At 53.3% G+C, this 18355-nt stretch carries 21 protein-coding genes; 4 read left to right on the top strand and 17 right to left on the bottom strand.

Going from position 1 to position 18355, the window contains the following annotated elements:
* Positions 1–36 precede the first annotated feature (36 nt).
* Positions 37–261 (bottom strand): hypothetical protein, encoded by a 225-nt coding sequence (locus tag ET33_RS19630; RefSeq protein ID WP_036685987.1) that lies wholly within the window; start codon positions 259–261, stop codon positions 37–39.
* A 63-nt stretch (positions 262–324) separates the two neighbouring features.
* Positions 325–507 (bottom strand): aspartyl-phosphate phosphatase Spo0E family protein, encoded by a 183-nt coding sequence (locus tag ET33_RS19625; protein ID WP_036685568.1) that lies wholly within the window; start codon positions 505–507, stop codon positions 325–327.
* A gap of 190 nt (positions 508–697) precedes the next feature.
* On the opposite strand from ET33_RS19625, the gene ET33_RS19620 reads away from it, so the two are divergent.
* Positions 698–1408, top strand: a complete 711-nt coding sequence (locus ET33_RS19620; RefSeq protein WP_036685566.1) for a response regulator transcription factor — start codon at positions 698–700, stop codon at positions 1406–1408.
* 104 nt (positions 1409–1512) lie between these two features.
* Here the strand turns inward: ET33_RS19620 and ET33_RS19615 are convergent, their stop codons facing one another.
* The 8 genes from ET33_RS19615 to ET33_RS19580 form a co-directional block, all read right to left on the bottom strand.
* Positions 1513–2250, bottom strand: a complete 738-nt coding sequence (locus tag ET33_RS19615; protein WP_036685564.1) for a YhcN/YlaJ family sporulation lipoprotein — start codon at positions 2248–2250, stop codon at positions 1513–1515.
* Positions 2251–2330: 80 nt separating this feature from the next.
* Entirely contained in the window at positions 2331–2849 is a 519-nt protein-coding gene (locus ET33_RS19610) for a hypothetical protein (protein WP_036685563.1), read from the bottom strand.
* A 1-nt stretch (position 2850) separates the two neighbouring features.
* A complete protein-coding gene (locus ET33_RS19605; protein ID WP_036685561.1) occupies positions 2851–3501 on the bottom strand; it encodes a trimeric intracellular cation channel family protein in 651 nt (216 codons plus the stop codon).
* Between the two features lie 5 nt (positions 3502–3506).
* Positions 3507–4586: a Gfo/Idh/MocA family protein gene (locus tag ET33_RS19600; protein WP_036685558.1), complete on the bottom strand. Its 1080-nt coding sequence runs from the start codon at positions 4584–4586 to the stop codon at positions 3507–3509.
* Between the two features lie 135 nt (positions 4587–4721).
* Positions 4722–5381 carry a response regulator transcription factor gene (locus tag ET33_RS19595; protein WP_036685555.1) on the bottom strand — a complete coding sequence of 220 codons (660 nt, stop codon included), beginning with the start codon at positions 5379–5381 and terminating at the stop codon, positions 4722–4724.
* Complete coding sequence (locus tag ET33_RS19590) at positions 5382–6770, bottom strand: sensor histidine kinase (protein ID WP_152570671.1); 1389 nt, start codon at positions 6768–6770, stop codon at positions 5382–5384.
* Between the two features lie 21 nt (positions 6771–6791).
* Positions 6792–7175, bottom strand: a complete 384-nt coding sequence (locus tag ET33_RS19585; RefSeq protein WP_036685985.1) for a kinase-associated lipoprotein B — start codon at positions 7173–7175, stop codon at positions 6792–6794.
* A 46-nt stretch (positions 7176–7221) separates the two neighbouring features.
* On the bottom strand, positions 7222–7602 hold the full coding sequence (locus tag ET33_RS19580) for a thioredoxin family protein (RefSeq protein ID WP_081890391.1): 381 nt from the start codon (positions 7600–7602) through the stop codon (positions 7222–7224).
* A gap of 95 nt (positions 7603–7697) precedes the next feature.
* On the opposite strand from ET33_RS19580, the gene ET33_RS19575 reads away from it, so the two are divergent.
* Positions 7698–7922 (top strand): hypothetical protein, encoded by a 225-nt coding sequence (locus ET33_RS19575; protein ID WP_036685552.1) that lies wholly within the window; start codon positions 7698–7700, stop codon positions 7920–7922.
* 104 nt (positions 7923–8026) lie between these two features.
* Here the strand turns inward: ET33_RS19575 and ET33_RS19570 are convergent, their stop codons facing one another.
* From ET33_RS19570 to ET33_RS19560, 3 genes are all read right to left on the bottom strand, one after another.
* Positions 8027–9640: an ABC-F family ATP-binding cassette domain-containing protein gene (locus tag ET33_RS19570; protein ID WP_036685549.1), complete on the bottom strand. Its 1614-nt coding sequence runs from the start codon at positions 9638–9640 to the stop codon at positions 8027–8029.
* A gap of 153 nt (positions 9641–9793) precedes the next feature.
* Positions 9794–11710, bottom strand: coding sequence for an ABC-F family ATP-binding cassette domain-containing protein (locus tag ET33_RS19565; protein WP_036685546.1), 1917 nt, complete (start codon positions 11708–11710; stop codon positions 9794–9796).
* A 35-nt stretch (positions 11711–11745) separates the two neighbouring features.
* Entirely contained in the window at positions 11746–12804 is a 1059-nt protein-coding gene (locus tag ET33_RS19560; protein WP_036685543.1) for a M42 family metallopeptidase, read from the bottom strand.
* Positions 12805–12886: 82 nt separating this feature from the next.
* Here ET33_RS19560 and ET33_RS19555 point away from each other — a divergent pair, with 82 nt between their 5' ends.
* The gene (locus tag ET33_RS19555) at positions 12887–13216 is read left to right on the top strand and encodes an ASCH domain-containing protein (RefSeq protein ID WP_036685542.1); all 330 of its coding nucleotides are present in this window, start codon (positions 12887–12889) and stop codon (positions 13214–13216) included.
* Between the two features lie 133 nt (positions 13217–13349).
* Entirely contained in the window at positions 13350–13781 is a 432-nt protein-coding gene (locus ET33_RS19550) for a DUF2269 family protein (RefSeq protein WP_036685539.1), read from the top strand.
* Positions 13782–13805: 24 nt separating this feature from the next.
* On the opposite strand, the gene ET33_RS19545 is transcribed toward ET33_RS19550, so the two are convergent.
* The 4 genes from ET33_RS19545 to ET33_RS37555 all read right to left on the bottom strand — a co-directional run bounded on the left by ET33_RS19545 (position 13806) and on the right by ET33_RS37555 (position 18343).
* A complete protein-coding gene (locus ET33_RS19545; RefSeq protein WP_036685979.1) occupies positions 13806–14096 on the bottom strand; it encodes a Dabb family protein in 291 nt (96 codons plus the stop codon).
* Positions 14097–14143: 47 nt separating this feature from the next.
* Positions 14144–15703, bottom strand: a complete 1560-nt coding sequence (locus tag ET33_RS19540) for an ABC-F family ATP-binding cassette domain-containing protein (protein WP_036685538.1) — start codon at positions 15701–15703, stop codon at positions 14144–14146.
* Positions 15704–15775: 72 nt separating this feature from the next.
* Entirely contained in the window at positions 15776–16672 is an 897-nt protein-coding gene (locus ET33_RS19535; protein ID WP_036685536.1) for a PP2C family protein-serine/threonine phosphatase, read from the bottom strand.
* Between the two features lie 3 nt (positions 16673–16675).
* Positions 16676–18343 (bottom strand): DUF6382 domain-containing protein, encoded by a 1668-nt coding sequence (locus ET33_RS37555; RefSeq protein WP_036685533.1) that lies wholly within the window; start codon positions 18341–18343, stop codon positions 16676–16678.
* Between the last annotated feature and the right edge of the window lie 12 nt (positions 18344–18355).

Here is an 18355-nt window from a genome sequence, read left to right as displayed (position 1 = left end):
CTTGACATGCCCTCCCATGCTACAATGGAAGAAGCGTTAATCGTGGTGGACAGGCTCGGCCATCCAGGTGACCGGGTAATAGAACATACGGTGCCCGCACTGCGGGCATTTGATTTTCATGTCCAGCTCGTTCAAGCCGTTCATAAATAACGCAAGCGAAAAGGACGATTCATGGCTGACCGTCCGGAAGGCATCTTGTTGAGGGGCATAGTTGCAGCTTGAAGCGCTGCAGGAAGCACAAACTTTGTAAGCGCTGCTCACCGAAGAGGCACATCCTTCCAAAAAAGTCGTATTCTTCTTTGGTATGGCCTCCTGCCGGCGATTTTATACGGCGACTTTCCCGGCCGGCTGCAGCGGGCGCATGGCAAGTAAAATGAGCTCGTCGAGCTCCATGCTTTTATGTACGACTTCCGGATCGGTCAACGAGCAGCCTTGGCCGGTTACCAAAGCGTTCAACTCGTCGATGCAGCTGCGAATTCGGTGTTCCAACTGTGCCTGAATCAGCATCGGTATACCTCCTTGGCTTTGTTCTCGCGAACGAACGGTTGGCCGTTTCCATGTGGTTTTCTTCGCTCTTAGGGCTTTCTATGACGTCAATTATGAAAGACATTCTTTAAAAAAGTAGCAGCTGCATATTTGATTTTTATTAAGTTTCTTAACATTTATCTAATACTTCATTTCGTCGAGGTGGCACGTCATGTCTAAAGTATTGCTGGTTGAGGATGATCAAAGTATTGCGGATATGATATCCATTTACTTGAGCGAAGAAAATTATACCGTGTATTGTGCAGCCAACGGCGAGCAGGGGAAAGAATTGTTCAGCCGGCATGAGCCGGATGTCGTTATCCTTGATTTGATGCTTCCGGATACGAACGGTATCGAGCTGTGCAAGCACTTTCGCACCGTCTCCAACGTACCGATCATGATCGTTTCCGCCAAAAGCGAGGTGTCCGAACGCGTCAACGCGCTGATGATCGGCGCCGACGATTATTTGTGTAAGCCGTTCAGCATGCGGGAGCTGGCCGCTCGGACGAGTGCGCTTCTGCGCCGCTCCGCCTTAACCCAAGCGGTTAGACCTGCAGCAGAGGACCCTGTACCTATGGAAACGAAGGATATCGTCCTCGATTTGGAAAAGCGGGGCATTTACTTGCACGGGCAAGCGGTGGAAACGACCTATTCCGAATTCGAAATCATGAAAAATTTCTGGCTTCATCCGGGCAAAGTATTCTCAAGAGAAGAGCTGCTGAACAAAATTCGCGGCATCGATTCCTTTGTGACCGAACGCTCGGTCGACGTACATATTACGAATCTCCGCAAAAAAATCGAGACGGACCCTAAAGAGCCCAAATATATCAAAACCGTATGGGGTGTCGGATATAAATTCGAAATGCCAATGAAGGCGAATTAACCAGGCTCACCAATTGCGCATTTTTATCAGCACAAAAAATCCGGCCGGGCACGCAACCTTGTCAAGTGTTGCGACCGGCCGGATTTTTGCATACGACGACCTCGTTATTTGCGGGTATTCGCATCGTCCGGAAATACATGCAGGATCAAAGTATTGAACTCGTTCATATAATTGGTCATGGTGCCGCGCTCCTTCTCTTCCTTCGCATAAAAGCGGACGCGCTGCACGAAATTCGGGTTAGCCGATACGTATACCTGCTGAATGTTGGTGGGCGCCATCGACAGCACCAGCTTGCGGATTTCATCGGCTTTTCCTGTCGACAACCCCCCGGTTTCCGCCCACGAATACCGGTTCGGCCCTTTATCGGTTCCTCCGAATATCCCGACTCCGCCTTTCGACGTTACCTGATATCCCAGCATGTCCGGCGACGCCTCGGCTTCCGGACTATGACCGTCCAAAACGACCGCCACATAGCCGTTCACTTCCGTCAGCAGCACTTGGGCCTCACGAACGCCGGAGACGCCTTTCACCCGCTCGGCAATCTGCGGCGCAAATGCCATCGTACTCGCCGAGTGCCGGTTCGTCATATCGAGCTGTTTTCGTCCGCTGTATTCCTTCCCCTGACGGGCCTGCTGCTCGTCTACCCAACGCTGCTTGACCCCAAGCGATCCGTCTTCGTTATTGCGGGAATCGCGGTCATACAAGGCTTGCTGCCGGTAATCCTCCAGCCCGCCGCCGGGCCGGCTGGCCTGCGGCCTGTTCCCGCCGCACGCGCTTTGCAGCAGCAAGCAGCCGGCGACTGCGAGCAGAAGCAGCCCCCTTCGGTGTATCACGGTGTTCATCCTGTCGTGTCCCTCCTGTAGACGTGCCCTCGTAAGGCTCACGCTTAGGATGAATCACCCGCCGGAAAATATGCGCAGCGCTACTTCTTTTCGGTATCGCCGGGATTCAACCGCTCCAGCAGCTCGCGGACTTTTTGTTCCGATACGTCTCCCGTTTGCTTAAAGAGCGCAAGCTGCTCCGCAATGTCGCGGCCGATCGCTTCGTGCTCGGCTTCTGCCGCCGCATAGCCAGGATCGAACCACACATAATCGCCTTCGGGGCCATTGCGCAGAAACGGCTTGCTCCAGTGGGCCGGATAATCGTATGGTGCTTCCCCGAATAAAAAAACGAGCACCTCGTCGCTTTCCAGCGGCATCAAGTGATGAAACGATTCTTCTTGCGCGGCCTCCGGTCCCGCCGGGATCGCGGCCAAATTCCGATGCAAGTAGGCGTAATGCAGGTAATGCTCCCCCGTCGCCTTGTCTTTAGCGATTTCATACAGCTCAAGCCCATCTTCTTTCAACATGCGAACGGAGTCGAGCCGCTCCCCGATTTCTTCGCCTGGGATACGCTTCCGGCTGCTCCAGGACGCGTTCGATTCGTTTGCTTCCGACATCATGCTAAGCCCCCTTAGCTTGCTTTGATTCCTCATTAAGCCGCAGCGTGCGCCGCGGCAGCCGCCATTTGTACACCACTGACAGCATCCGCAAAATAACAATAAGCGCGAATAGTCCGAGCAGCGGCCACGACCCTTGGAACCAGCCGATTCCGATCAGAAATCCCGCGAGCATTCCCCAAACCGCATAGATCTCATCATGCAGCACAAGCGGCTTCCGTCCGGCCAGCACGTCGCGGATAATCCCGCCGCCGATCCCGGTCATCATCGCCGCTACAATGACGGCGCTTAGCGGAGCATTCATCTGAACCGCATACAATGCGCCTTGAATGGAGAAAGCCGCCAAGCCGATAGCGTCGAACAAGGATTCCCACGTTTTCCAGCGGCGAATCCAGCTGACGGGAACGATAAAAACAAGAAACGCCGCGATGAGCGCCGTTTTCAAGTAAAGTCCCTGCGTCCAAAGCGTGTTGACCGGTATGCCGATCAGCAAGTTCCGGACTACCCCGCCGCCGAACGCCGTCACAAAGGCAAGCACAAAAACGCCCAGAATATCGTACTCTTCTTCCATGGCAACGACCGCGCCGGAAATAGCGAACGCGATCGTGCCGATAATGCTGAACAATTGCAAATTTACTTGAAGCAGTTCATCCATAAGGGTTAATCTAAGCTCCAATCCAGCGTAACGAGTTGACCTGTTCGGGACGACTCATAGATCGCTTCCAGCACTAAACTGTTCGTCAGGCCTGACATCGCAGATGTAAGCGGCTCGCGGTTCTCCCGAATACAATCCAGAAAATGGCGGCTCATACGCTGACGAGGCCCTTCATCGTTCGAATCCATCGTCAGCTCTACGTCGGCGGTCCGCTCGAACAGCTCGGTATGAAGCGTTCCTCTTCCTGCACGCAGAGAAGCGCCCCCCTCGGAGCCCATCAGGTAAATATAAGGTCCGTTATCGATAAAATCGGTATTGGCCGCCCAGCTTACATCAAGCGACAGCGTGCTGCCGTTATCCAGCTTGATCAGAGCGGTTGCCAGATCTTCAACGTCATAAAAGCCGTTCCAGTCTGGCTTGCCCCAAGTGCCGATACCGCGCTTCTTCGGTCCGAACTCGGCATAGGTTGTCCCGAAGACGGAGACCGGCTTCGGACTGCCCATCAAGTGCAGCGACAAATCCAGCATATGCACGCCGATATCGATCAGCGGCCCGCCGCCCGATTTATGCATTTGCGTAAACCAAGTGCCCCAGCCCGGAATCCCTTTGCGGCGCAGCCAGCCGGTTTTTACATTATAGATACTGCCGAGCGCGCCTTTGTCGATTTGTTCCTTCACCTGCATGTTAAGCGATTCCCAACGCATCTGGTGCGACATCATCAGCACTTTACCCGACTTCAGGTGTGCCTTGACAATTTCTTTGGCGGAAGCCGCATTGACGGCCATCGGTTTTTCAAGCAGAACGTGCTTGCCGGCTTGAAGCGCTTCAATGGCAATGGGTGCATGAGCATCGTTCGGAACGGCCACGATTACCGCATCCACGTTCGGATCCTGCAGCAGCTCCTGATAAGTTGCGTAAACGTTCGGAATATTGTATTCCTTCGCCCGCGCGATAGCCATAGGCTGATAGACGTCTGTCACGGCCGTTACGATGGCGTCCGGGATTTGCAAAAATTCCTGAATGTGTACGTTGCCGATGTTGCCGGCGCCGATGACGCCGATTTGTATTTTGTCGTTTGCGCTCATGCGTTAGGCTCCTTCGCTGACGGTTTTCTATGTTCTCAAACAGTTTCACTATACCACAAACTTCGGGCAAGGTGTAACGGAAAAAAGCGGCGTCCTTCCGGTTTTTACGCCTGTGGCAGCCGCTTTTCGGGCAGCTTACAAAATGCCCATATCTTTTGCTTTTTGAGCTGCTTCCTTGCTGCTTTTTCCGCCCAATTTCTTCAAAATGTTCCCAACGTGCACTTTGATCGTCCGGATCGAGACAACGAATTTGTCGGCGATTTGCGTTTGGGTGTGCCCTTTTTCGATCAGATCGAGCACTTGAATTTCGGTCGGCGTCAACAAATTTTTGAGCTCTCTCACCCGCACCTCATGCTCAAGCTGCTTCAGGCGGCGGAATTCTTCCCGCATCTGCGCAGCGACGCTCGGATGGATGGAGCTCCGGTTGGCGTACGCGCTGCGGATCGTCTGCGGAATTTCCGTGAAGTTGGACTTCACCATATAATCGACGGCGCCGGCCTTGAACGCTTCGAAAATGATTTCTTTCTCCTCCATCGAAGAAAGCATCACGACGCGGGCCCCGCTGCACTTGACGATTTCCGCGGCGGCCCACAGCCCCTCTGGACTGTCGGACATCATGACGTCCATCAGAACGACATCCGCTTCGGTCTTCTCCAGCAGCTCGACAGCCGCTTCACCGGACGAAGCCTGACCCACCACTTCGATATCCGGCTCCTTCTGCAAGTAGCTGTGCAGGCCGCGCAGCCAGTCCGGATCGTCCTCGACAATGACGACGCGAATCACAGGATGCTCCATTCAAATTAACTCCCTTCCCGCTGGAAGCCGCTTCTGCTTCGGAAACTGCATGAAGACGCTCGTTCCTTGGCCCGGCTTGCTGTGCATGTTCATGGTGCCTTTGTGCTTCTGAACAATAGTATAACAATAAGACAGTCCCAAGCCGAAGTTCATTTTCTTACCGCTTTTCGTCGTGTAGAACGGATCGAAAACGCGCTTCAGCTGCGTCTTGTCCATTCCGGGGCCCGTGTCCTTCACTTCCACAACGACTTTGCGCTTCGTTTCCATCAAGCGTACGGTCAGGACACCTCCGTCCGGCATCGCTTCAATAGCATTCGTCAGCACGTTGGTCCACACTTCGGTCAGCTGCACCCGGTCGGCGGCAATCCGCTCCTCCGTCAAATACTGCTCGCGAACCTCGACCTTATGCAGCTCCGGAGACAGCGTGCGGATGCAATCCCTCATCAGCTCGCGCGGGTCCAGTTCCTCCAGTTGAAGCTTGATCTCCTGAGTTTGTCCTTGAATCCGGTAGATCATCTCGTAAATATGCTGCGAAGCGGACAAAATGACCTCCATATCCTGCACCACTTGAGCCGGGTCCGTTCGTCCGGCTGCCACCTCGGATTTGATTTTGTCGCCGAACAGCCGGATTTTGCCGACATCGTTCTTGATCGCATGGTTCAAAATCGAGGTCCCGGACGTAATTGCGCGCAGCGTATAATCGAGCTTCTGGTTTCGTATAGAGATTTGCAGACCCATGAATCCATAGCGGAAGCTCGATCCGACAATGATTGCCAAGGTGAGCGCGATCACCCATGTATTATAGCGCCACCATTCGTACAAACCGAAAAAGGAAGGCAGCAAATAAAGCGTAAACAAAGCGAATACCAGCGTCGGCGCAGCCGCTAGCGTCGTCAGCATCCGGCTCCGGCGGAGAAACGAATTTTTCTCCTTCAGCAGCGCCATGATCAATAAAACGGCGCCTGCCACAATATACGGCGCCGCCCAAGGGGTGACAAAGTAATACGGGATCGGATCGCCGGGTTTCGGTTCGAGCACGAAGGAAAAAGCAGGAAGAACCACCAGCGCCCACGGGATCCATCGTTTCCACGGCCACACCGGATAATCCGGGTAGTAAACAATTGCGAACATCAAAAACGTATAAGGCAAGCCGAAGTAGCACATTAGTGAACTGGCGAGCTCGGCTTTGGCCAGCAGCACCGCAACAGGCATCGTCAACAGGCCGCGGTCAAACAAATAAGGCACGAGATCGTCAGCAATCACCGCCGACAATCCGCCGCAGCCGCCTGTAAAGGCGATGCTGCTGATCCATTGTGTCGTCGCCCGCTTTGGATCGGTGACGATCAGGAGCAGTCCGATCGTCCATAGGCCGATAAAAACAAACAGCATGACAACCCGATCCCTTCCGTCTTAAGCGTACTCTCCTTCGAGTCGGTCCAATTCTTCGAGACATCGCTCGGCCCAGCGAACCGTCCGCTGCAGCTGCTCGCGCTCCCGCGCCAAGGCTTGCCTCAGCGATTCGCGGTAATCCGGCACCGTCCCTTGGTACGCCCGGACCGTGTTCGGCGGCATAAGCGCAATCTCCTGATAGGCCAGCGCGCGCCGCTGATGGAAAAACGCCACATCCGGGTCCATCGGATTGTGCAAATCTCCTTGCGTCGGGTGTTTCACGACCGCGGCAATCTTGACGGCAACTTTACCGGTAGGCGACAGCTCGACAACCTCGCCGATATACTCGCCTGTTTTGTAGGAAGCCCGGACCATTGTTCCGGGAGTTAGCATGGATTCCAGCATCGTATAGATACGACTCCCTTCCTTGTTAAAAGTTTGAAAGGCCTCATCAGCCATTCGTAGTAACGTTCATCCAGCGGTGCAGTTCCTGCACGTCGTCGAACCGGTATTTCTTATCCGCCACCGTCCCGCGATTCCAGCGCACCAGACACGGCACGCTTTCGATTTGCCAATTCCGAGCCAGCAGCGGTGAGAAATTAATATTGCAGCGGCCAATGTTATTCCGCGGATTCAACGCCTGTACAACCTCTAGCATCCTCTCGCCTATCTTGCACGTGCCGCACAGCGGAGTGTAGAAGAATACGTACCAGGGCTCCGAATGAGCTAAGTGGCCTTCAGCCGCGTTTTCCGGGATTTCGGGCTCTATGGCTTCGGACGGAGCAAGCGTCCATGCAAGCAGATCTTTTTCCGACCATTCGATGAGCGTCATGATTCCAATCCCTCCCCTACATATTTGCTTATTGCTTCCAGAGGGACCTATCCGGTAGAATGGTACTATCCAGGGTATAGGGCAGGTGTTAAACAATGTCGGACACAACGAACCAAAATTCGAATGAGCAACCGCAATCCGCCGACGAGCCTAAAAAAGTCAGCTTGGCGGATGCGATTAAAAGCAAGCTCGCGCAAAAGAAGCAAGCTCAGCATGACGCTAAAGCCAACGGCCAACTCCGTGCCGGAAACGCATCCGTTATGAAAAGCCAAAACAACAAAAAGCCGAACAACCAACGCCGGCGTACCGGCGGAAGCTAACCGGCCGCGATTGGAAAAGAAGGATGAGCACAGCCTTTTCAGGCCTGCGGCTCATCCTTTTTTAATTATCGGAACAACTGTGTCTGTAAAATCAAGGATGGAACTTAAGCGTACAGCAGATCGCGCTGCTTCTTAATCTCGTCATTTTCCAAGTATTCGTCATAAGTGATGACCTTGTCGATCAAGCCGTTCGGCGTAATTTCGATGATCCGGTTAGCCACGGTTTGCACGAATTGATGGTCATGGGATACGAATAACATCGTACCATCGAAATCCATCATCCCGTTGTTCAGCGCCGTGATCGATTCCAAATCCAAGTGGTTGGTCGGCTCATCCAGAATCAGTACGTTGGCGCCGCTCATCATCATTTTGGACAGCATGCAGCGTACTTTTTCGCCCCCGGACAGCACGCTTGCTTTCTTAAGTGCTTCTTCGCCCGAAAACAGCATGCGGCCCAGGAAGCCGCGGATATAAGACTCGTCTTGATCCTTGGAATATTGACGCAGCCAGTCAACCAGGTTGATGTCCGTATCGAAATAAGCCGAGTTGTCTTTCGGGAAGTACGCCTGCGTCGTCGTCACGCCCCAGCTGTACTCGCCGGCATCGGCTTCAAGCTCGCCCGTTAGCACTTGGAACAACGTCGATTTGGCGATCCCGTTCGGGCCGACGAGGGCGATTTTGTCGCCTTTGTTTACGGTAAAGCTGATATTGTTCAAGATCAACTGGCCGTCGATCGTTTTGCTGATCCGGTCCACTTGAAGCAATTGCTTACCCGCTTCCCGCTCCGGAGTAAATTTGATGAACGGGTACTTCCGGGTCGACGGCTTGATATCATCGAGCGTCAGCTTCTCCAGCAGCTTCTTACGCGAAGTCGCCTGCTTCGATTTGGAGGCGTTCGCGCTAAAGCGCTGAATGAACGTTTCGAGCTCTTTACGCTTCTCCTCGACCTTCTTGTTGGCCTCGCGCTGTAGCTTCAAAGCCAGCTGACTGGACTCGTACCAGAAGTCGTAGTTGCCGACGTACATCTGGATTTTGCTGAAGTCGATATCCGCAATGTGCGTGCACACCTGATTCAGGAAGTGACGGTCATGGGATACGACAATGACGGTTCCTTCATATCTGGCAAGGAAATTTTCAAGCCAGCTGATCGATTCGATGTTCAAATGGTTTGTAGGCTCGTCGAGCAGCAAAATGTTCGGGTTGCCGAACAACGCCTGCGCTAGCAAGACACGGACTTTTTGATTGCCGTCGAGTTCTTTCATTTTAACATCGTGCAGTTCCTTGGTAATGCCGAGACCGATCAGCAGCTCCGCCGCGTCCGATTCCGCCTGCCAGCCGTCCAGCTCCTGGAATTCCCCTTCCAGCTCAGCCGCACGCATGCCGTCCTCTTCGGAGAAATCCGGTTTTGCGTACAGCGCGTCTTTCTCCTCCATAATTTGGAACAAGCGCACATGTCCCATCATGACCGTTTTGAGCACATCCACTTCGTCATATTCGAAATGGTTCTGCTTCAGAACCGCCATACGCTCGCCCGGGGTGATGCTGACTTCGCCTTTATTCGGCTCCATTTCGCCGGACAAAATTTTCAGGAATGTCGATTTGCCCGCTCCGTTCGCGCCGATCAAACCGTAGCAGTTGCCGGGAGTAAACTTAATGTTTACATCCTCGAACAGTGCCCGTTTACCGTATCTTAAGGTGACTCCTGTTACCGTAATCATCTGTTTAAAACCTACTTTCGCGATAGAATAAAGCGATCAGCCCGTGTAAAGCCGCTTCCAAACGTATATTATAGCATAAATTGGCGCGTCTTCCCACTGGATGTTATTTTTTGTTCCGCCCAAATTGGCCAGCCGCACCGATGAAACGCTTCGTTACTTGTTCTGTGCGATACGCTCTACCAGCTCGGACAGCTCGGTCCAGCGCTCCATCGCTTCCTCCAGCCGCCGCGTCAGCTCCTGCTCTTCCTGGAACAGCTCTTGCGCTTTCGTATAATCGCTGCCTGCGTTCTCGATATCTTGCTTGACCTGCGCCAAGCGATCCTCGAGCCCGGCAATTTTATCCTCGATTTCGTCCCATTCCTTCTGTTCCTTGTAGGAAAGCTTGCGGGGACGATTCGATTCGCGCTGCTGTGCCGGCGCCGTTTCGCTAGCCGCTTTGGTTTCGCGCCGCTCCTCTGCTGCCGCCTGCTTTTCGCTTCGGGACGTTTCCAAAAATTCCGTATAATTGCCGAAAAATCTTCGGATGCGGCCCTCCCCTTCGAACACGAACAGATGATCCGCCGTCCGGTCCAGAAAATAACGGTCATGGGATACGGTAATGACTACGCCCGGAAAATCTTCCAGGTACTCTTCCAAGATCGTCAACGTTTGGATATCCAGATCGTTCGTCGGCTCGTCCAGCAAAAGCACGTTCGGCTCGCCCATCAGTGTGCGCAGCAGGTACAGCCGGCGACGTTCGCCTCCGGACAGCTTGCCGATCGGCGTCCATTGCTGGGCAGGCGTAAACAGGAAGCGTTCGAACATTTGCGCCGCCGTAACCGATTCGCCGCTCGAGGTTCGCACCACCTCGGCCGCTTCCTTAATATAATCGATCGCCCGCTGCTTCTCGTCCATCTCGACGCTTTCCTGCGTGTAGTAAGCCAGCTTCACGGTCGGTCCGGTTACGATGGAGCCCGCATCCGGTTCCAGTCGGCCGGCCAACATGTTCAAAAACGTCGATTTTCCCGTCCCGTTCGGTCCGATAATGCCGATGCGATCTTCAGGTAAAACGATATAGCTGAAATTGTCGACGATTTTACGCTGCTCGAACGATTTGCTGACATCTTCCAACTCCATGATCTTTTTACCGAGCCGGCTCGCACCGAGCGAAATGTCCAACTGTGCGGCGGGTCCGTCCACCTTGCGATCGCGCAGCTCGATAACACGCTCCACACGCGCTTTCTGTTTCGTCGTCCGGGCTTTGGCTCCTCGCCGAAGCCAAGCCAGCTCTCTGCGCAGCAGGTTTTGCCGCTTGTCTTCCTCGGCGGCTTCGCGTTCCAGCCGATCGGCCTTTTTCTCCAGAAATGCCGCATAATTGCCCTCGTAGCTGTACAGCATGCCGCGGTCCAGCTCGAAGATCCGGTTCGTCACCCGATCGAGAAAATACCGGTCATGCGTCACGAGCAGCAGCGCGCCCCGCCACTTCGCAAGGAATTCTTCCAGCCACTGCACCGTTTCATGGTCAATATGGTTGGTCGGCTCGTCCAAGATGAGCAGATCCGCCGGTTGAATCAGCGCCCGGGCCATTGCAACGCGCTTGCGCTGCCCCCCGGAAAGCGTACCGACCTTTTGGCCAAAATCGCGGATGCCGAGCCGGGTCAGCACGGTCTTAGCTGTCGTAGAGGCGTCCCATGCCCCTGTCGCATCCATACGCTGCTGTGCGCCGAACAGCTTCGCCTGCCGTTTTTCATCCTCGGGGGCAAGCTGCAGCTCGGCAAGCGCCCATTCGTATTCCCGCAATGCTTGCATCATCGGCGTATCGCCGTAAAATACCTGCTCAAGCACGGTCGAGTCGGAATCGAACGACGGATTTTGCGGCAAATACTCGACATGGAAGTGGTTCGCATGAATGAGCTTTCCTCTTTCCATCGATTCGAGTCCGGCCATAATTTTAAGCAGGGTCGATTTTCCCGTGCCGTTCACGCCGACGAGCCCGATGCGTTCTTTCTCGTTGATCTGAAAGTGAATGCCGTCAAATAAAACTTTCTCGCCGTAGCTTTTATATAAATCTTCTACCGTCATGATGTTCAAGCGGATTCAAGCCTCCTCGCCGTTGCTTGCGTTTATTAATTGCCGTAAGGTTCGGCGGGCTCCGTCACGTAAGCGGCAAGCAGCGAAGCCGTATGCCGCACAGCGTCCTTATGCGTACGCTCCATCGCGTGGGAAGCGTGAACGCCCGGACCGATCAAAGCGGCGCGAATGTTACTTCCTCCACGAAGCGCAGCGGAAGCATCCGACATGTACTGCGGGTAAATATCGACCACGTAGCTCAGTCCGTCGCGCTTCGCGAGCTCGATCAGCTTCGACGTCATCGCGTAATCGTAAGGCCCGGACGAATCTTTGGCGCAGATCGAGACATCGAACTCCGTACAATTCAAGTCTTCTCCCATTGCGCCCATATCGACCGCGAGCACCTCGCTGATGTCTCCCGGAATCCAAGCCGAGCCATGACCGACCTCTTCATATACACTGATCATAATTTTCAACGTGCTGGATGGTACGATAGCCTCTCGCTTAAGCAGTTCAAGCAGCCCGAACAAAGCGGCAACGCCCGCTTTATCATCCAGGTGACGGGATTTGATAAAGCCGTTCGTTTTAAACTCGGTGCGCGGGTCAAAGGAAATGATATCTCCTGTACCAATACCGAGCGCTTTGACATCGTCCGCTGACTTGACCGGTTCGTCCAGACGTACCTCCATGACTGCTTCTTCCCGCTTCAAATCTCGCGCTTCCGGAAAGACATGCACCGAAGGCTTGGTCGTCAGGATCGTACCGTCGTAGGTTCGTCCGTCGCGGGTATGCACGCGGCAGTATTCATTTTCGACGGAACCCATCATATAGCCGCCGATCAGCGTAAACCGCAGTGTGCCGTTACTCTTAATTGAACGTACCATCGCTCCCAGTGTATCGACATGGCCGAACAGGCCGATCACCCGGTTCTTTTGCCGGCCTTCGACCGTTATAATCCCGCAGCCCTTGGGCGTGAAGCTGATCGGGTACCCCAGCTTCTCCGCCTCGGCGGCCAGCTTGCCCATGATATTGCTGCAAAAACCGCTCGGGCTCGGCGTCGAGAGCAGCATGTCCAGCACCTGCATCATATACGTTTCGTTGATATCCCATTTCATAAAATCTGCCTCCGTTCGTTTGCTTCTCAAAACATTTTAAGGTAAGCTACGGAATGGATCTAATAACCAAGGAGGTACATACATGTCTCAACCATTGCCGCCAAAAACCTGTAGTATCGACCGTCTGGTCACCGTTCAAGAAGATATCGATAAAGTGCTCCGCGGAGAAAAAACGGCTACCCGCCGCAACGGACGCTACGCCGATCCCGGCGAAATCATGGAATTGAACGGCCACCGCTTTGAAGTGACGAATGTCTACCAACAGTCGCTCGGAGAGCTGACCGACGATCACGCAAAGACGGAAGGATACGAATCGGTCGAGGCCTACAAGAATTATATTTTATCCATGCATGCGGGCATGCCGTGGCTTCCGCACATGAAAGTGTGGGTTCACGAATTCCGCGCCGTGTAATACGGCAAAACAGTGTAGCCTCGGTACTTGCCGCGGCCTCCCCGGCCAAGCCGGGTCCGCTTGCTGCAGGTGCCTTTGCTACACTGTTTCTTTTCTTTACGATTTTCAGCTACCGTTGTGGAGGTTGTTGACCATGTATTCCTGGCTCGTATTCATTCATGCCGTCAGTGCCATGGTATCGATCGGTCCGTTTTTCGTGCTGATACCGATGCTTCGCAAGTTAAAAACCGCCGATGGCGATCTGCTGCACTCCTACCTCGATTCCTTCCGCTTCGTCGTTCGTTTGTCCAAGCACGCCGGACACGTGCTCGTCGCTTCCGGACTGCTTCTGATGTGGCGTGGTAGTTGGCCATGGACGACCCCATGGATTTTCGGCACGTTCGTCGTCCTCTTCGCGTCGCTGTTGTTCATGGCCCGCGCCTTCTCCCCGACGATCCGCAAGCTGCGCGAACCGGAACACGACCGACAGGCGCTTCTCCGCAAGCTTAGCCGGTCGCTATATTTATATTTGTTCGTATTGTTCGTCATGCTGTGGCTCATGATCATGAAGCCGATGTTATGGTAACACCTTGTGGAAGCTAGTCCGGAATCAGCTTTGGAAATCGACGCAAATGCTGGTTCCGTCAAGCACCTGCTTCATATGCGCCTTCACTTCTTCATGCACCGGATGCGTATCGTACGTTTTCAAGTCTTCGAGGGAATCGAATTTCGTAATCAGCGCAATATCGTAGGAACGTTCCAAGTGAAGCACGTCCATTCCGACTTCCAGATGGCGCAGCACCGGGATTTTCCCTTCCATGTTCGCCAGAACGCCATACGTGCGCTTGACCGCTTCCGGGCTGCGGTCTTTTAATTTGAACAATACGATATGAGTAATCATCGATTCCAGTCCCCTTTTCAAATTGAGTTTGTCGGCCGCTTCTGTCTTTATCTGCCTGCTTTGGCGGCGGACCATTCCTCGACATTCCACACCTTCGTTACCCAATCTTCATAAAAATCGGGCTCGTGGCATACAAGTACGATCGTACCTTTATACTCCTTCAGTGCTCGCTTCAACTCGTCCTTGGCCGCTACATCCAAGTGGTTCGTCGGCTCGTCAAATGCAATCCAGTTGCTATCGTGCATCAACAGCTTGCACAGCCGAACCTTCGCCTGCTCGCCCCCGCTCAAGCTGCTCAGCGGCCGGGTGATGTGCTCGTTTTTAAGCCCGCACCGGGCTAGGGCAGCCCGAACCTCATGCTGATTCATATGTGAGAATTCATTCCATACATCATCGATCGGCGTCAAATTCGGCGCTTTCACTTCCTGCTCGAAGTAAGAAGGGTACAGAAAGTCGCCCAAAAACGTCGATCCGTCAAACGGCTGGATTTTGCCCAAAATCGTCTTCAACAGCGTCGACTTCCCGACCCCGTTACATCCCACGACAGCTATTTTATCGCCGCGTTCAATTGTGACATTCATTTTAGGCAGAAGTGCATGGGAATAGCCGATTTCCAGATCTTTGCCCTCGAAAACAATGCGTCCGCTTGCCCGGGATTCCTTGAACACGAAGGTCGGTTTTACCGCCTCCTCGGGACGGTCAATCCGATCGATGCGGTCAAGCTGCTTTTGACGGCTTTTTGCCCGGCCCGACGTCGAATAACGGGCTTTGTTGCGCTGAATGAAATCTTCCTGCTTCTTGATAAACTCCTGCTGCTTCTCATAAGCATCGATATGCTGTTGTTTATTAATATCTGCCATTTGCAGAAATTTTTCGTAGTTAGCGGTGTAACGCGTCAGCTTGGCAAATTCCAAATGATAAATGACGTTTACTACCTTGTTCATAAACTCGGTATCATGGGATATCAACATGAAGGAGTACGGATAGTTTTGCAAGTAATCCGTCAGCCAGTCGATATGCTCAACGTCCAGATAGTTGGTCGGCTCGTCAAGGAGAAGAACCGTCGGCTGTTCCAACAGCAGCTTGGCCAGCAGTACCTTCGTCCGCTGTCCTCCGCTAAGCTGAGCCACGTCGCGGTCCAATCCGATCGCATCGAGTCCCAAACCGTTCGCCATCTCCTCGACTTTGACGTCAAGCAGATAAAAGCCGCTATTTTCCAACCGGTCTTGAATCTCGCCCATTTGCTCGAGCAGCAGCTCCAATTTGTCCGGGTCGGCGTCGGCCATCTGTTCGGTAATCCCATTGAGCTCCTGTTCCAGTTCAAATAAAGGCAGAAAGGCGTCCTTGAGCACTTCGCGGACCGTTTTCCCCGGTGTCAGCTTCGTATGTTGGTCCAAATAGCCATAATTTACTTTGGGGGTCCATTCGACCTTCCCCGAATCCTTTAATAAACTACCAGTCAAAATATTCATCAGCGTCGATTTGCCGACGCCGTTGGCACCTACCAATCCAACATGCTCTCCTGGAAGCAGACGAAACGAAACATTTTTAAACAGTACCCTGCCACCAAAGCTGTGGCTTAGTTCTTCCACCGTCAACAAGCTCATGTAATTTCGGAATCTCCTGTCTATGAAAATAATTCGCGCTCGACAATTCATTATAACATCAGTAGGCGCAAGTTATCCAGATGATAGACTTGACAGAAGCTTGCGGCCGCTGCGATAAATCCGTCGGAGCCATAGTCCGCAATGTAATCGCAGCCGCTCTTTTGCATTCTTTCTCCCTGTCACGGGCTTGAGCAAAACAACGCTGATATTGTCGTCGGATCTTCGCTGCAACGCCTTTGTTAACAGCAAGTCACACATTTCCTGCAGGTCACTGCCCTTGCCGTTGGCCGTACGTAGCAGCGCGGCAATGGATCTGGGTAGAAAGCGGTCGTGAAAACCGTCGCTGCTCAGCAAAAATAAAGTTCCCGGTGCGTAGTAGCCCGAGCGGATGTAGACGTTAGGTCGTTCTCCCATGCCGAGCGAATGCAGCAGCACATTGCGCTTGGGATGACTTCGTGCGCGCCGTACGGACATTCGCCCCCGTCGAACTTGGGCGGATACCCATGTGTGGTCACGGGTCAACCGCTTGCATCGGCCTGCCGGCGTTAGCCGGTAAATACGGCAATCCCCGACATGTGCTATGAAGTAAACGGCATCCGTCAATAGCAAGAGCGTCAATGTCGTGCCGAGACGGCCGCCGCTGCCCCGCCCCGTTGCGACCAGCTCCCGGTGAACGGTAAAAAACCATGCTTCCGCCTCGCGTTCCAATCTTGCCAGACTATCTCCGGCGGAAAGCAAAGCGGGAACTTTGGCGTCAAGCCACTCTTTCAACCGACGAATGGCCAACTCGCTGGCTTGTGCGCCGTCCTCCGAGCCGCCCATCCCGTCAGCAAGCGCGGCGGCGGCATACGGAACGCCTTTCACTGTTTGTCCCACCCGCAGCAGCGAGCGATCTTCGTTAATTGTACGGAACCATCCCGTATGCGTGGCGGATCCATATTGAAAATGGACGGCAATCGTCGGTTTCACGCGTCAAAACCCCATTTTAAACGTAAATTCGGTCGATACGATCTTAACTATATCACCTTCCTTCAACTGATGCACCCGGTAAGGCACCAAAGATTCGCCATTGACAGTTGTTCCGTTTCGCGATCCTAAATCTTTGACGGCATAGCCTTCATCATCCTTTACAAATTCGGCATGCAAGCGAGACACGCCCGCTTCCTCGTGCACCCAATCCGCACCCGCCCCAGCGCGTCCGATAACGAAGCTGTTTTTATGAAGCTGTATTCGTTCCCTAACGCCATTGCGAAAAACCTCCAAGCATGCGCATGAACGGTCCGAAGGGCGCGGCACTTTGCCTAGAAAGACTGTTGCATCCTGCGGCGCAAGCAGCGTCGTTCGCATCGCGAGATCCAAGGATTGGGGGTGTGTCTCGTAAGGCTGCGTCTCTCCAAGCGACAATTGGCTGTACCCGGTTACCGGAGAAGAAATAGGATCCGGCTGCTCCTTGGGGTATCCCGTGTTTGGCATAACCGTATCTCCCAGAGTGGCAAAGCTAATCGGCGATGGCGACGCCAAACCGACGCGGCTCATAAAGCTTGCCTGGTCCCCGCGATCCGGCTCGGGTAATTTTTCGTTGTTGGTCTCGAAGGACAAAACTGGCGTACCCTGTTTCGGCGCCTCGGTTGAAGTCTTTGCAATTCTGAGAAACAATACCAATGCTCCCGCCGTGAAGATCAGCGTCAAACCGATACACATCCAGAGCATCGTGTCGCTCGGATCATCAAAATAAATTTTCCAAATGAAGCACCATGCGAGCACGGTAAGTAAAATAACGAACAATTGCTTCCTACGGGATTCAGACTTCGCTTTGGGTGCTGCTTCAGTCCTGTACATTCCGGGCTCCGTCGAATGCTGTGACGGGGATGATACCGGTATCTGTCCGCCAATCGGCTCATACACCGAATACTCGTTGCGTACCGCTCTCGGGGTATCGCTAAACGGCTGCTCCGGACTATGAAATAACATAGACTCCGGATGAACGGAAGCTCTGAAAGCATGCTGTGGCGAAGCCGTCATCCCAGCCGGTTCCGGTCCTACGGGAGATACATGCTGCAAAAGACCGATTTGCTTCAAGAGCAGTTGTTTAAGCTCGGGTAAATTGAAAGCTTCCTCCTGCAAATAACGCATCAGCTCTTGAAATCCGCTTCCCTGGAGTTCGGTTACCCGGTGAATCAAACGCGACGCCAGCTGTTGGATATCCGAAGAAACCGATCCCTTTCCCTCCAAATGTTCCTTAGGGATATAAGTTAAATACAAATCTTGAAAACCAGCTCCGCAATAAATATATTCCTCCTTTAGGATGTATCTGCCGGGTTGGAGCATATATACCTTGCTGTCATCGAGTACTTCGACAATATGCAGCAGCAGTGAATAATATTGAGCGAGCGAAAGCTTCTCCATTCGCAGCCAGTGACTGAGCATTCGTTTGCCAGTAATGGCATAATACAAGCAAACATCTCCGTTCCTTGCCTCTACTTGAACTTCGAGCAGCCGCGGAATCCGGTTAGCTGACAGCATATTGACTTGGAAGCTCGAGAGGTCTTGCTGCCTCATCCCGGCCGGTGAAGAAAGTACCATAAAATGACCGTTCCGGTTGTCGAAATCGACTTTCAGGCCGTATAGCTGCTGGTCCAATGCCATTCTCCT

It is taken from the genome of Paenibacillus tyrphae, assembly GCF_000722545.1.
In the GTDB taxonomy this organism is placed as follows: domain Bacteria; phylum Bacillota; class Bacilli; order Paenibacillales; family NBRC-103111; genus Paenibacillus_G; species Paenibacillus_G tyrfis.
Note: the sequence above shows the minus strand (reverse complement) of the source record. Positions and strands in the feature narration are given on the sequence as shown.

Bases quoted from the DNA above. Each gene is read 5' to 3' on its own strand.
- ET33_RS19625 (WP_036685568.1), bottom strand. From the start codon at position 507: ATGCTGATTCAGGCACAGTTGGAACACCGAATTCGCAGCTGCATCGAC.
- ET33_RS19620 (WP_036685566.1), top strand. From the start codon at position 698: ATGTCTAAAGTATTGCTGGTTGAGGATGATCAAAGTATTGCGGATATG.
- ET33_RS19615 (WP_036685564.1), bottom strand. From the start codon at position 2,250: ATGAACACCGTGATACACCGAAGGGGGCTGCTTCTGCTCGCAGTCGCC.
- ET33_RS19610 (WP_036685563.1), bottom strand. From the start codon at position 2,849: ATGATGTCGGAAGCAAACGAATCGAACGCGTCCTGGAGCAGCCGGAAG.
- ET33_RS19605 (WP_036685561.1), bottom strand. From the start codon at position 3,501: ATGGATGAACTGCTTCAAGTAAATTTGCAATTGTTCAGCATTATCGGC.
- ET33_RS19600 (WP_036685558.1), bottom strand. From the start codon at position 4,586: ATGAGCGCAAACGACAAAATACAAATCGGCGTCATCGGCGCCGGCAAC.
- ET33_RS19595 (WP_036685555.1), bottom strand. From the start codon at position 5,381: ATGGAGCATCCTGTGATTCGCGTCGTCATTGTCGAGGACGATCCGGAC.
- ET33_RS19590 (WP_152570671.1), bottom strand. From the start codon at position 6,770: ATGCTGTTTGTTTTTATCGGCCTATGGACGATCGGACTGCTCCTGATC.
- ET33_RS19585 (WP_036685985.1), bottom strand. From the start codon at position 7,175: ATGCTGGAATCCATGCTAACTCCCGGAACAATGGTCCGGGCTTCCTAC.
- ET33_RS19580 (WP_081890391.1), bottom strand. From the start codon at position 7,602: ATGACGCTCATCGAATGGTCGGAAAAAGATCTGCTTGCATGGACGCTT.
- ET33_RS19575 (WP_036685552.1), top strand. From the start codon at position 7,698: ATGTCGGACACAACGAACCAAAATTCGAATGAGCAACCGCAATCCGCC.
- ET33_RS19570 (WP_036685549.1), bottom strand. From the start codon at position 9,640: ATGATTACGGTAACAGGAGTCACCTTAAGATACGGTAAACGGGCACTG.
- ET33_RS19560 (WP_036685543.1), bottom strand. From the start codon at position 12,804: ATGAAATGGGATATCAACGAAACGTATATGATGCAGGTGCTGGACATG.
- ET33_RS19555 (WP_036685542.1), top strand. From the start codon at position 12,887: ATGTCTCAACCATTGCCGCCAAAAACCTGTAGTATCGACCGTCTGGTC.
- ET33_RS19550 (WP_036685539.1), top strand. From the start codon at position 13,350: ATGTATTCCTGGCTCGTATTCATTCATGCCGTCAGTGCCATGGTATCG.
- ET33_RS19545 (WP_036685979.1), bottom strand. From the start codon at position 14,096: ATGATTACTCATATCGTATTGTTCAAATTAAAAGACCGCAGCCCGGAA.
- ET33_RS19540 (WP_036685538.1), bottom strand. From the start codon at position 15,703: ATGAGCTTGTTGACGGTGGAAGAACTAAGCCACAGCTTTGGTGGCAGG.